Genomic DNA, 13,138 nt, shown 5'->3' with positions numbered 1-13,138 from the left:
GCCCCGGAATGACAGGACTACACCGGCGCCGCCACCAGCGACCTCGGATCGCGCACCGGCCAGCGGCCGGCCTCGACCAGCGCGATGAAGCGCCCGACCATCTCGTTGAACAGCGCCGGCTCCTCGAGGTTGAGCACGTGGCCCGACTTCGGGAAGAACGATAGGCCGGCGGCCGGCAGATGCTGCTTCAGGAACATGCTGGGCGCGATGCAATTGTCGTCCTCGTCGCCGCACAGGATCAGCGCCGGCGTCGCGGCGCGCTTGATCGCATCGGTCATGGTGTAGATCGAGGGCCTGCCGCCCTGGAAGCTGCGCATCGTGTTGGCGGAGCCCTTGGCGTCGTGGCGGGCGAGCGCGGCGTAGAAGTCGGCGTGGCCGCGCGGATCCTTGACCAGGAACGGAATCCGGCTCGGCGCCTCGCGCGTCACCTTGGCGACCTCAACCGCGCCGATGCTCTCGTATTGCGCGGCATTGGCGCGGCACTGCGCGCGGAAGGCATCGAGATTCTCGAGGCTCGAGCCGGAGCCGACCGCGGCCAGCGTCATCGACAGCGCGCGCTCCGGCGCGTTGAGGGCGACCTGCAGCGACGAATAGGAGCCCATCGAGAGTCCGACGAAATGCGCCCTGGCGATGCCGAGATGGTCGAGCACGGCGAGCGCGTCGGTATAGAAGTGCTGGTAGGTGTAGACGTCGGCACTCGCAGGCACGTCGGACGGCGTGTAACCGCGGGCCGAATAGGCGATGCAGCGGTGGCCGCGCGCGAAATAGCGCATCTGCGGCTCCCAATTGGTGTGATCCGCGGCGAACTCGTGCAGGAAGATGATCGGGGTTCCGCTGCCGGCCTCTTCGAAATGGAGGCGGACATGATCTTTCGTCGTGGCGTAGGGCATTGAAATTCTCCTCTCGTTGGCCGCCCCCAGATTTGCAGTTAATTTTCAAGGCCGCAATGCGGCAGTTCCGGTTCCTTTCTCGTCATCGAATCATCGCGGAATGACCCAGAAATTGTTCCCGCAGTGCCGCATGAAATCTTCCTCGCGCCATCCCGATTTTCAAAACCACCGCCGTGTTCCCTTGAGTGTTTCCTTGGGAACGCGACGGGGAATTGGGGGGTGTTACAGAGGATCTAGTGAAGTATGGTTCAGTTGCTTGCGTGTCGCCGGTCGCTTCGTGTTTTGGCGCTGGCTCTGTGTTCGCTCACTCTCGCCGTGATCTCCGCCGCACCGGCATCCGCCCGTCCGCATCATTCACGTCACGCGCATTCGGCCCATGCCGGCCATCACGCGCGTCATTATGCCCGTCATCACTATCGGCCCGCAGCGCGGCTGTCGCGCGCCGAGCGCCGCGCACTCGCGCAGCCGGGCGGGATCATCGAAACCAACGCAGCGCCGTTGCCCGGCAGCGCTGACCCCGTGCCCAACACGGGCGGCGTGATTGCGGCAAGCGGCTTCGGCTCGTCCGGCATCGTGGCCGAGGCGCGCCGCTATCTCGGCGGCAATCCGACCGGCCGCTCCAGCCTGTGGTGCGCCCGCTTCATGAACATGGTGCTGCAGCACACCGGCCATCGCGGCACCGGCTCCGACATGGCGAGCTCGTTCGCCAAATACGGCACGCGCGTTTCGGGACCGCAGGTCGGCGCCATCGCCGTGATGAGCCGCCGCGGCGGCGGCCATGTCGGCATCATCACCGGCGTCGATGCCAAGGGCAATCCGATCATGATCTCGGGCAACAGCGGCCACCGCGTCCGCGAGACGCGGGTCTCGCGCGGCCGCATCTACGCCTATGTGATGCCGACCAACTGATCGCTCGAAAGCGGGGCAGGGCGCGCACGCGCCTTGCCCGGCCTACGACGCTACAGGTCCCTCAGCGGCAATCGTGTCGCCGACGGCGGCGCCGCCATCGCTGATGATCTCGGCATAGATGCCGCACTCATTGTTGCCGAAACGCTGCATCAGCGTGTTCGGCACCGAGAGGTCGCGCGCGCCGGTATCGGGATCGACATTGACCGCGGCGCAGCGGGTGATGCGCTTCACCACCCTGGCCCGGGCGCTGCCGATCGCGATGGTCTGGTCGAGCAGGCTGGCTTCATGCCAGGCCGGCCAGCCTTCGACATAGAGGTTGGCGCGGAAGCGCAGCGGATGGACCGGCGCCTGCACCATCTGCTCGATCGCCCGCAGGCTGGCCAGATTGATGATCGAGACCACCTTGCGCGGCACGTCGGAGAAGCTGTGCCCGGGGCTGACCAGCACCTTGGGCGGGCCCTTGATCTGGCCGGTATGACGGTCAGCGAAATAGCGTTCGATCGCCGCGCGGCCTTCCGCGGTCTCGAGGTCGCCCTGGGCCACCATCGCGCCATCCCGACGCAGCGTCAGCACGTGGCTGTCATCGTCGAAATGGGCGCGCAGCGGCGCCAGCCACTCGTCCCGCTGCAGCATCAGGAAATGCGGCTTCGGCAGCCATTTCGGCACCGAGGGATCGAAACCGCTCGGGCCGTTCTCGATCGCATAGCGGCGATCGGAGCGGAGCGTCTCGCCGGCCTTGAGCTCTGCGTGCGGCAGCGGCTCGGGCGTGAGGCCCTTGACGGGATAGCGATAGATGCCGGCGATCCGGGCAGAGGAAGCGTGCGTGTTGTCCATTCGCCCGCTCTAGCCTGTTTGGCGTGCGAGGAGAACTGTCACCCGCGGGAAGGTACTAGTCGGCGCGCGCCGCTCCAGGAGCGTCCAGCAGGCGCTGCATGAACACGAGATCGAGCCAGCGGCCGAACTTGCGTCCGACCTCCGGCATCCGGGCGACCTCGATGAAGCCGGCCTGCGCGTGCAGCCGGAGCGAGGCGGGATTGCCGCCGTCGATGCCGGCGATCATGACGTGCTTGCCGAGCGCGGTGGCCGCGGCGATCAGCTCGTCGACGATGATCCGGCCGAGGCCGCGGCCGCGATGATCGGCATGGATATAGACGCTGTGCTCGACGCTGTAGCGGTAACCCGGGAAGGCCCGGAAGTCGCCGAATGTGCCATAGCCGAGCACCGTCGCTCCCTCGACGGCTACTAGCACGGGATAGCCCAGAGCCTGCCGCGCCGTCATCCAGGCTAGCCTCTCGGCCTCGGAATCCTGCTTCTCCGTCCAGATCGCGTTCGAGTTGGCGACCGCCTCGTTGAAGATCGCGGTAATCGCAGGGATGTCCTGCTCGGTGGCGGGGCGGATAATCATCGCTGGTTCCTTGACGCGCCTCTTGAATGGACCTCATCGTCTACTATATAAGACAATATGTCAATTATAGAGGACAAGGCCGATGAGGCTCTCGGGCGGCGGGTTCGCGCCGAACGGGAGGGCCGCGGCTGGTCGCTGGCGGACCTCGCCGGGCGGGCCGGCGTGTCCAAGGCCATGCTGAGCAAGATCGAGCGGGCGGAGGCAAGCCCGACGGCGGCGACGCTGTCGCGGATCGCCACGGCCTACGGTCTGACCATGGCCGCGTTGTTCGAGGTTGCCTCACACAATTCCCGCCTGCAGCGGGCCAAGGATCAGCCGGTGTGGCGCGATCCGAAGGCGGCCTATCTGCGGCGGCAGGTGTTCCTGCATCCGGCCAATCCGCTGGAGCTGGTGGAGATCGAGCTGCCTGCGAGGCAGGAAGCCGGCTTCCCCGCCAGCGCCTATCACCTGGTCCGCCAGGTGGTCTGGGTGATCAGCGGCCGCCTCACCTTGATGGAAGGGGCGGAGCGCCATGAGCTCGCTGCGGGCGACCGCGTCGAGCTCGGTCCGCCGTCGGACATCGTCTTCCGTAACGAAACGGCTCAGCCCTGCCGCTACCTTGTCGCCATCGTGCGGCGCTGAGCTTCATCGGGCGAAATCGCAGACCGTGGCTCTTCCGTTTTGGAACCAAGTGCCCACATCTGCGGCAAGCCTGAAAAATGATGGCGACGACCAGAGGCTGGTTGAGGAACGTCAACGCGGCCCGCGGAAAACCCAATGAAGATGCCGTTGTCATGCCTGAATGGGTGGCGATGGCAGGCCGAGGGAAAACGAATGAACATTGAGAAGTACACCGAGCGCTCGCGCGGATTCATCCAGTCTGCCCAGTCGCTCGCAATGCGCGACGGTCACCAGCAGTTCTCGCCGTTGCATCTGTTGAAGGTGCTGCTGGACGACAATGAGGGACTCGCGGGCGGTCTGATCGACCGTGCGGGCGGCAATTCCAGAGCAATCCTGAAAGCGACCGAAGAGGCGCTGAACAAGCTGCCGAAGGTCTCGGGCAATGGTGCCGGGCAGGTCTACCTGTCGCCGGAGCTGGCGCGTGCCTTCGATGCGGCGGAAAAGGCCGCCGACAAGGCCGGCGACAGTTTTGTCACCGTCGAGCGGCTGCTGCTCGGGCTCACGCTCGAGAAGGGCAGCGAGGCGGCAAGCATTCTGAGCAAGGGCGGCGTCACGGCGCAGAACCTGAACGCGGCGATCGAAGCGCTGCGCAAGGGCCGCACTGCTGACAGTGCGACCGCCGAGAACGCTTACGACGCGCTGAAGAAATATGCCCGCGACCTGACCCAGGCTGCGCGCGACGGCAAGCTCGACCCGGTGATCGGCCGCGACGAGGAGATCCGCCGCACGATTCAAGTTCTGTCGCGGCGGACCAAGAACAATCCCGTCCTGATCGGTGAACCCGGCGTCGGCAAGACCGCCATTGTCGAGGGCCTGGCGCTGCGCATCCTCAATGGCGACGTGCCGGAGAGCCTGAAGGACAAGAAGCTGCTGTCGCTCGACATGGGCGCCTTGATCGCCGGCGCGAAATATCGCGGCGAGTTCGAGGAGCGGCTGAAATCCGTGCTGCAGGAGGTCTCGTCGGCCGAGGGCGGCATCATCCTGTTCATCGACGAGATGCACACCCTGATCGGCGCCGGCAAGACCGACGGCGCAATGGACGCGTCCAACCTCCTGAAGCCTGCGCTCGCGCGCGGTGAGCTGCACTGTATCGGCGCGACCACGCTCGACGAGTACCGCAAGCATGTCGAGAAGGATGCGGCGCTGGCCCGCCGGTTCCAGCCGATCTATGTCAGCGAGCCGACGGTCGAGGACACCATCTCGATCCTGCGCGGCCTGAAGGACAAGTACGAGCAGCATCACGGCGTGCGCATCACCGATTCCGCGCTGGTGGCCGCGACCACGCTGTCGAACCGCTACATCACCGACCGCTTCCTGCCGGACAAGGCCATCGACCTGATGGACGAGGCGGCAGCACGGCTGAAGATGCAGGTCGATTCCAAGCCGGAAGAGCTCGATTCGCTCGATCGCGACATCATCCGGCTCAAGATCGAGCAAGAGGCGCTGAAGAAGGAGAACGATGCCGGCTCCAAGAGCCGCTTGCAGACCCTGGAGAAGGAGCTCGCCGGGTTGGAGGAGCGGTCGACGGCGCTGACAGCGCGCTGGAGCGCGGAGAAGAACAAGCTCTCCAATGCCCAGAAGCTGAAGAGCGAGCTCGATGCGCTCCGCGTCGAGTTGGCCAATGCGCAGCGTCGCGGCGAATTCCAGAAGGCGGGCGAACTGGCCTATGGCCGGATTCCCGAGCTGGAAAAGAAGCTCGCCGACATCGAGGCGCAAGCGAACAGCAGGCCGAACGGCGGCGAGATGATGGAGGAGGCGGTCACCGCCAACCACATCGCGCAGGTCGTCTCGCGCTGGACCGGCGTGCCGGTCGACAAGATGCTCGAGGGCGAAAAGGACAAGCTCCTGAAAATGGAGGACAGTCTCGCCAGGCGCGTCGTCGGCCAGGCTGAAGCCGTGCGTGCGGTGGCAACCGCCGTGCGCCGTGCCCGCGCGGGCCTGCAGGATCCGAACCGGCCGACCGGCTCGTTCATGTTCTTAGGCCCCACCGGCGTCGGCAAGACCGAGCTGACCAAGGCGCTCGCCGCTGACCTGTTCAACGACGAGACCGCGATGGTCCGCCTCGACATGTCCGAGTTCATGGAGAAGCACTCGGTCTCGCGGCTGATCGGCGCGCCTCCCGGCTATGTCGGCTACGATGAGGGCGGTGCCCTGACCGAAGCCGTGCGGCGCCGGCCCTACCAGGTCGTGCTGTTCGACGAGATCGAGAAGGCGCATCCCGACGTCTTCAACGTGCTGTTGCAGGTGCTCGACGACGGCCGCCTGACCGATGGTCAGGGCCGCACCGTCGACTTCCGCAACACGCTGATCATCATGACTTCGAATCTCGGTTCGGAGTTCCTGGTGAATCAGCCGGAGGGCGAGGACACCGCGGCGGTCCGCGATCAGGTGATGGGCGTCGTGCGGGCGCATTTCAGGCCGGAATTCCTGAACCGCATCGACGAGATCATCCTGTTCCACCGCCTGCAGAAGAGCGAGATGGGCCGCATCGTCGAGATCCAGTTCGCGCGGCTGATCAAGCTGCTCGAGGATCGCAAGATCGAGCTCACGCTGGACGCCAAGGCGCGGGACTGGCTCGCGGAGAAGGGCTGGGATCCGGCTTACGGCGCCCGTCCGCTGAAGCGGGTGATCCAGCGCAGCGTGCAGGATCCGCTGGCCGAGATGATCCTCGCCGGCGAGGTCAAGGACGGCGATCATGTCGTGATCTCGGAGAAGGGCAACGTGCTGACCTTCAACGGTCAGGTGCCCAAAACCGCCGAGATCGTGCAGTTCGAGGCCCCGGTCTCGAAGCGCAAGCTGAACTGAGCGTTTCGATAGCGAAACCGGATGCGGCCTGCAGGCCGCATCCATCGCCATGACATCGGCGGGCCGCATGCGACGGAGTTCCCGTTCGGCGGCCGGTTTTGTGAGCCCGAATTAATGAAACCGCCTCGGGACGGCGTTCGTTTTCATCCTGAATGATCGGCTGGCGTGGCAAACGTCCCGCGCAGCTGCAAAGGGAAGTATTCGGCCCGAATTGCATCGCTGATTCGCGCGCCGCCTTGCATCATCCTGCAAAGCCACACCGCCGGTCGCCCTCAGCAGAAGGCGAATTGCATGAGCAGAGACCTCGTTGCCCATAACCGGCCCGTCTATGACGATCTTCATCCCCGCGTCTACGGCGTAGCCGCCGGCCTCGTCGCGTGGTTCGCGGTGGCGGCATGGATATTGTTCGACCGCCACGACGACGTCGAGCTGTCGCTGATGTTCGTCAGCGTATTGCTGTTCGTCGCGGTGCTGTTGCCATGGGTGCTTTCGCTGATCTGGCGGAAATACGACGATCGGCACGACCTGCATCAGCGGTCGATTCCGTTCCGGGAGTGGCGGACCGGCGAATTCGCGGTCTGGGGCAGCACGATCAACAGCACCCATGCCACCATCGACATGCTGCTCCCGCTCGCATCCGTGGCGTTCGGGCTGACCGCGATCGGGATCGTGTTCCTGATCTGCGCCAGCCTCGCGCCGTAAATCTTGCCGGAGCCGTCATTCCGGCGGGGCGATGGGCGGTGACGGCTCGTCGTCCTCGCCGGGCTCGAGTTCGGACAGGATATCGACCAGCTCGCGGGCGCGGCCGGTGGCCAGCGGCTTGCCGGCATTGATCAGCGGCTCGTCATTGGCGAGCCAAGCCTGCGCCTCGGCAAGCTCGGTGATCGTCGCCCCGGACGCGATAATCCTCGCGATTGTGACGTCGTCGGCGGAGCCGACGGCCTTCAGCACATCGTCGCGGGTGAGGCTTGCCATGCGCGCCTCCTCTGCAAGGTTTGCCCAAGCGGACAAAGCCTGACCGGCGCGGATGGTTCCGGATGGAACGGCTTCTTGAGCGAGGTTTCCGTCGTCAGCGGTTGGTGGTGGAGCGCGTCTGCGACGTGGAACTGGTGGCGTCCGAGACGATTCGCGAGCTGCCGCGGCTGGACATCTGGGCCTCGATCCGGTCGCGCTCCTTCTCGAAGTTCGCCAGCATCGGGCCTTCGAGCGAACGGCCGCGCGGCAGCTTCACGCGCATCGGGTCGACGAATCGGCCGTTGACCAAGATTTCGTAGTGGACGTGCGGGCCGGTCGACTGGCCGGTCGAGCCGACGAAGCCGATCACCTGGCCCTGCCGCACCTTCTTGCCGATCTCCATGCCCTTGGCGAAGGCCGACATGTGGCCGTAGGCCGTCTCGTAGCCATTGGCATGCTTCATGCGGATATATTTGCCGTAACCGCCCTCGTATCCGACCTTCTCGAGCACGCCGTTGCCGGACGCGAAGATCGGCGTGCCGTAGGCGGTGGCCCAGTCGACGCCGGTGTGCATCTTCACATAGCCGAGGATCGGGTGGCGGCGGCCGCCGAAGCCCGATCGCATGATCGCGTTGTTGACCGGCTTGCGCACCAGGAACTTCTTCGCGCTCTTGCCGGTCTCGTCATAGTAGTCGACGAGGCCGTCGTCCGAGCTCTGGAATCGGTAGTATTTCTTGGTTTCGCCGCCCACGGTCAGCGCGGCGTAGAGCACTTCGGTCTTTTCGGTGCTGGTAACGCCCTCGTCCTCGCCGGCAAAGAACACGTCGAACGAGTCGCCCGGCTGGACCTTGCGCTGGAAATCGACGTCGTAGGAGTAGATCTTGACCATGTCTTCGATGACGGTCGGCGGCACCTTGTTGCGCAGCGCGGTCTCGTAAATGCTCTGGTAGAGCCGCACGCCGCTGCCATCATCCTCATCATCGTCGCTGGAATTGTCGGCGGTCTCGGTGACAGTGTTCATGCTCTGCACGTCGACGGCGACGTATTTGCCGAGATCGGACAGCGCGGCGACGGCTTCGATGACGGATTCGTTGGCGACGATCACGCGAAAGGGCTGCAGCCTGACATTCGGTCCGGGCGCCGCCGGCGCCATCAGGATTCGTACCTTCTGGCCCTCCTTCAGGCCGCCCTCGCGGCCGCGCGGGCCGAGCGTTGCGGCGATCGCCTTCGCCTCGTCGGGTGTCGCGCCCTGATCGCGCAGGATCGAGGTGATGCTGTCGCCTTTCCTGACGACATGAACCCGTTCGCCGACCGGATTGCCGCCGGTGACCTGCTCTTTGGTCTTCGGCAGCAGGGTGACGTTCTCAGGCACTACGCGCGTCTCGAAGCCGGCATAGGGATCGGAGGTGTTGCCCTCGGTGGCGTAGGCCATCCTCATGTCGGGGCCGGCGCCGCTCGCGTCAGCCGCGGCATTGGCGAGTGAAGCGTAGCGCACCGAGCCGCCGGAGCCGCGCCAGTTGGCTGCGTCGCGGACCCGCATCAGCACGTCGTCGAGCGCGACGACGGCGGCGAGCTTGGCCTTCGGCAGCACGGAGCCGAGATCCTTGGTGACGAACGAGACCTCGGCGTCGGGCTCGGCCGCGGCATTCGGATCCTCGGCCGCCGCCGGCGTGTCGGAGCCGACATCGGTCAAGAGACGCTGCGCGTTGAACGCGGGGATTTTTGCCGACAGGTCGCTCGTGGTCATCGAGAGATTGCCGGAAATTCGGATGAAGGGCCGCACCCGCATCACGTCGCGATTGCCGACGCGGGTCACGGTCGACACGCGCACCAGGCTGCGGGAGGCGGAGGATTCGCTGGGCGGCGGCAGGCGGTCACCCTTGTGCAGGCTGACGACGCGATCGTTGCCGGTGAACGCGCCGCGGAGCGCGCCTTCAACGCGCTCCGGCACCTTGGCGAAGGTCATCTCGCCATCGAGCGACGCAAAAACGGCGCCGCCGATCAGGGCCGCGCCACATAGTCCAGTCAGAATGGTGCCGCTAAACCATTGAACGGAGACACGGCGGCGGTCGATCACCGCGGCCTCGGTGCCGTCGACTGAAAGCGGCGGCTCGTGACCGAGATCGATCATCCCGGTCTCGCGCCCAATTCCGCTTCCGCGTGACGCCCGTTGGCTCAACCCGATATCCCCCCAAATTCCAGCAACTGCGATCGACCTCAGCTCGTCCTCGTCCCCACCTTGATCCCCCGAAGAGGAATCGCGGCAGTGTGGCGAGCCACACGCATCGAATTCGAGAAGCCGATGGCCATTAGCTAGCCGCGATCTCGAACGTCAATGGTGTGCAGATCTCTCGATGTTGCTCGGCCGCGAAGGGAAGAGGCGACGGATTCTTGGAGAAAATCGCCTGGTCCCCCAGAAAAACCGCCCCAGCCCCCACAGGTTACGAGCGGTTCAATGCATTCGTTATAGCCAGAACGTCGCAGGATTGTGGCTCAAGTGCGGCATTTGAGGTGGAAAAGCTTCCCTGAAAGCAGGTCGATGCGCGCCGCCCGGCCCCGGGGCGGTCGGAACCCGTTTTGGAGGGCATCACGGGCTCCCCGGCGACGAACTTTTTTTAAAGTTTTTTGCCGCGAGGGTTGGGTGGCGAATTTTTACCTCCGACCTAAGCCACGGAAAGCACGAGAATTTCTTCGCACTGCACAAGCGATTTGGGCGTGCGACGATTTGTTGACAATGGCCGTTGACAATCCCGAGGGGTGCGGACTATAAACCAACCACTGAGCGCGGCGCCGCCGGGTCACTGACCAAGGCGAGCGAACGCGCCACTGATGCTCCTCACTTCGATGAGTGACACAACAGCCGACATAAATCGGTTGAAGTTCACCGTCGGCCGGTGAAGGGTAGAACCACCCTCTAAGGGTGTGGGGTCATCGGATCCCGGGCTGTTTGACAAGTGAAGATGAAGAAAGAGAAACGTGGACGGCGGAGTCCTTGCGTCTCTCGGAATACTTGAAAGCTTCGGCTTTTGACTTCTGAGAGTGGACGAAAGACTTCGGCGGTACACGTTTTAAAGGTTACACCATCGCTGCCAACGATGTGAATCGCAGGCGGCTCGTTGACTTCGGTCGACGAAGAATGGTGGGACCTCGTCAAACGTTGTGATCAGCCGGTTCAAGGTTTCAAGTCCAACTTGAGAGTTTGATCCTGGCTCAGAGCGAACGCTGGCGGCAGGCTTAACACATGCAAGTCGAGCGGGCATAGCAATATGTCAGCGGCAGACGGGTGAGTAACGCGTGGGAACGTACCTTTTGGTTCGGAACAACTGAGGGAAACTTCAGCTAATACCGGATAAGCCCTTACGGGGAAAGATTTATCGCCGAAAGATCGGCCCGCGTCTGATTAGCTAGTTGGTGAGGTAATGGCTCACCAAGGCGACGATCAGTAGCTGGTCTGAGAGGATGATCAGCCACATTGGGACTGAGACACGGCCCAAACTCCTACGGGAGGCAGCAGTGGGGAATATTGGACAATGGGCGCAAGCCTGATCCAGCCATGCCGCGTGAGTGATGAAGGCCCTAGGGTTGTAAAGCTCTTTTGTGCGGGAAGATAATGACGGTACCGCAAGAATAAGCCCCGGCTAACTTCGTGCCAGCAGCCGCGGTAATACGAAGGGGGCTAGCGTTGCTCGGAATCACTGGGCGTAAAGGGTGCGTAGGCGGGTCTTTAAGTCAGGGGTGAAATCCTGGAGCTCAACTCCAGAACTGCCTTTGATACTGAAGATCTTGAGTTCGGGAGAGGTGAGTGGAACTGCGAGTGTAGAGGTGAAATTCGTAGATATTCGCAAGAACACCAGTGGCGAAGGCGGCTCACTGGCCCGATACTGACGCTGAGGCACGAAAGCGTGGGGAGCAAACAGGATTAGATACCCTGGTAGTCCACGCCGTAAACGATGAATGCCAGCCGTTAGTGGGTTTACTCACTAGTGGCGCAGCTAACGCTTTAAGCATTCCGCCTGGGGAGTACGGTCGCAAGATTAAAACTCAAAGGAATTGACGGGGGCCCGCACAAGCGGTGGAGCATGTGGTTTAATTCGACGCAACGCGCAGAACCTTACCAGCCCTTGACATCCCGGTCGCGGACTCCAGAGACGGAGTTCTTCAGTTCGGCTGGACCGGAGACAGGTGCTGCATGGCTGTCGTCAGCTCGTGTCGTGAGATGTTGGGTTAAGTCCCGCAACGAGCGCAACCCCCGTCCTTAGTTGCTACCATTTAGTTGAGCACTCTAAGGAGACTGCCGGTGATAAGCCGCGAGGAAGGTGGGGATGACGTCAAGTCCTCATGGCCCTTACGGGCTGGGCTACACACGTGCTACAATGGCGGTGACAATGGGATGCTAAGGGGCGACCCTTCGCAAATCTCAAAAAGCCGTCTCAGTTCGGATTGGGCTCTGCAACTCGAGCCCATGAAGTTGGAATCGCTAGTAATCGTGGATCAGCACGCCACGGTGAATACGTTCCCGGGCCTTGTACACACCGCCCGTCACACCATGGGAGTTGGTTTTACCTGAAGACGGTGCGCTAACCGAAAGGGGGCAGCCGGCCACGGTAGGGTCAGCGACTGGGGTGAAGTCGTAACAAGGTAGCCGTAGGGGAACCTGCGGCTGGATCACCTCCTTTCTAAGGATGATCCTTCAGATCAGCTCACGCTATCTATCGGATCGTTTTAGAAACATTCAGGGGCCAACAGTTTCAGGATTGTTGAGCTCCATTGGCGGGATTTCGCCGTCTTCGTTTCTCTTTCTTCGCGGACGAACACGCGCCAGGGGCTGAGCGCTGTGCGATGCGCCGACTTCAGGTCGGGTGCGCGCCGGCATGTCTCTCGTGTTAGGGGGCTTGTAGCTCAGTTGGTTAGAGCGCGCGCTTGATAAGCGTGAGGTCGGAAGTTCAAGTCTTCCCAGGCCCACCATTTTGATCGAGTGCGGAGCATTCGTCTTCTGGTACGGGGCCATAGCTCAGCTGGGAGAGCGCGTGCTTTGCAAGCATGAGGTCGTCGGTTCGATCCCGTCTGGCTCCACCAGATGGAATTGAAGCTCGATAATGCCTCGTTCATATCGTCCGCGAAACATCACTTCGCACTCATTGGTCCGGATGGACGGTGACGTGCGTGTTTTCTGACATCGTAAAGAGGAGATCGATCCGAGTTTGGATCAAGCGAAGCAATTCGCCTGAGCCATTCATTATCTCCGGGATCATTTCGGCGCTCGCTTCCAATCGCAAGATTGGATGCGGGTTGTAAATGATCCCTTTTAGCGAAGCTTGACCGCCTCGCTATCGGGCCGATCTTACGAAGCAAGCTGGTCTTTCTAGTCAATGTCCGGCTGTGCAATCGCATTCATCGAGGATGCGTGCCTTCAATGGCAGTTGTGCAGACAACATTCTGCCGAGTGTGTGGACATTGATAATGAGAGCAATCAAGTGCCTTAAGGGTGTTCGGTGGATGCCTTGGCGCTGAGAGG

At 62.9% G+C, this 13,138-nt stretch carries 9 protein-coding genes, 2 tRNA genes and 2 rRNA genes (1 of these 13 only partly in view); 8 read left to right on the top strand and 5 right to left on the bottom strand.

Annotated features, from left to right (window positions below; all coding sequences use genetic code 11):
- Nucleotides 1-17: 17 nt before the first annotated feature.
- Nucleotides 18-890 carry an alpha/beta fold hydrolase gene (locus ACVW1B_RS30515; RefSeq protein WP_253606689.1) on the bottom strand — a complete coding sequence of 291 codons (873 nt, stop codon included), beginning with the start codon at nucleotides 888-890 and terminating at the stop codon, nucleotides 18-20.
- Nucleotides 891-1,133: 243 nt separating this feature from the next.
- Here ACVW1B_RS30515 and ACVW1B_RS30510 point away from each other — a divergent pair, with 243 nt between their 5' ends.
- On the top strand, nucleotides 1,134-1,799 hold the full coding sequence (locus ACVW1B_RS30510; protein WP_076827461.1) for a TIGR02594 family protein: 666 nt from the start codon (nucleotides 1,134-1,136) through the stop codon (nucleotides 1,797-1,799).
- A 42-nt stretch (nucleotides 1,800-1,841) separates the two neighbouring features.
- Here ACVW1B_RS30510 and ACVW1B_RS30505 read toward each other — a convergent pair whose 3' ends face one another.
- Both ACVW1B_RS30505 and ACVW1B_RS30500 read right to left on the bottom strand, forming a co-directional pair.
- Nucleotides 1,842-2,633 (bottom strand): MOSC domain-containing protein, encoded by a 792-nt coding sequence (locus ACVW1B_RS30505; protein WP_253606691.1) that lies wholly within the window; start codon nucleotides 2,631-2,633, stop codon nucleotides 1,842-1,844.
- Between the two features lie 55 nt (nucleotides 2,634-2,688).
- Entirely contained in the window at nucleotides 2,689-3,204 is a 516-nt protein-coding gene (locus tag ACVW1B_RS30500) for a GNAT family N-acetyltransferase (protein WP_253606692.1), read from the bottom strand.
- A gap of 57 nt (nucleotides 3,205-3,261) precedes the next feature.
- On the opposite strand from ACVW1B_RS30500, the gene ACVW1B_RS30495 reads away from it, so the two are divergent.
- The 3 genes from ACVW1B_RS30495 to ACVW1B_RS30485 all read left to right on the top strand — a co-directional run bounded on the left by ACVW1B_RS30495 (nucleotide 3,262) and on the right by ACVW1B_RS30485 (nucleotide 7,371).
- On the top strand, nucleotides 3,262-3,825 hold the full coding sequence (locus ACVW1B_RS30495) for a helix-turn-helix domain-containing protein (RefSeq protein ID WP_168858416.1): 564 nt from the start codon (nucleotides 3,262-3,264) through the stop codon (nucleotides 3,823-3,825).
- A 192-nt stretch (nucleotides 3,826-4,017) separates the two neighbouring features.
- Entirely contained in the window at nucleotides 4,018-6,669 is a 2,652-nt protein-coding gene (clpB, locus tag ACVW1B_RS30490; protein WP_253606694.1) for an ATP-dependent chaperone ClpB, read from the top strand.
- A 291-nt stretch (nucleotides 6,670-6,960) separates the two neighbouring features.
- A complete protein-coding gene (locus ACVW1B_RS30485) occupies nucleotides 6,961-7,371 on the top strand; it encodes a hypothetical protein (RefSeq protein ID WP_253606695.1) in 411 nt (136 codons plus the stop codon).
- A gap of 15 nt (nucleotides 7,372-7,386) precedes the next feature.
- Here the strand turns inward: ACVW1B_RS30485 and ACVW1B_RS30480 are convergent, their stop codons facing one another.
- A complete protein-coding gene (locus ACVW1B_RS30480; RefSeq protein ID WP_057017856.1) occupies nucleotides 7,387-7,644 on the bottom strand; it encodes a hypothetical protein in 258 nt (85 codons plus the stop codon).
- Nucleotides 7,645-7,738: 94 nt separating this feature from the next.
- Nucleotides 7,739-9,802: a M23 family metallopeptidase gene (locus ACVW1B_RS30475; RefSeq protein WP_253606698.1), complete on the bottom strand. Its 2,064-nt coding sequence runs from the start codon at nucleotides 9,800-9,802 to the stop codon at nucleotides 7,739-7,741.
- A gap of 1,008 nt (nucleotides 9,803-10,810) precedes the next feature.
- Between ACVW1B_RS30475 and ACVW1B_RS30470 the strand changes: the two genes are divergently transcribed.
- From ACVW1B_RS30470 to ACVW1B_RS30455, 4 genes are all read left to right on the top strand, one after another.
- Nucleotides 10,811-12,299: ribosomal RNA gene (locus ACVW1B_RS30470) — 16S ribosomal RNA — on the top strand.
- Nucleotides 12,300-12,511: 212 nt separating this feature from the next.
- Nucleotides 12,512-12,588 (top strand) — tRNA-Ile (locus ACVW1B_RS30465).
- Nucleotides 12,589-12,623: 35 nt separating this feature from the next.
- Nucleotides 12,624-12,699 (top strand) — tRNA-Ala (locus tag ACVW1B_RS30460).
- Nucleotides 12,700-13,091: 392 nt separating this feature from the next.
- Nucleotides 13,092-13,138: ribosomal RNA gene (locus tag ACVW1B_RS30455) — 23S ribosomal RNA — on the top strand; it runs 2,799 nt beyond the window's last position.
- The 16S and 23S rRNA genes sit together here with 2 tRNA genes alongside, the layout of an rRNA operon.

The organism is Bradyrhizobium sp. USDA 4502, from assembly GCF_054063355.1.
The sequence above is the reverse complement of the archived record's forward strand: the minus strand, read 5'-3'. Positions and strand labels throughout refer to the sequence as shown.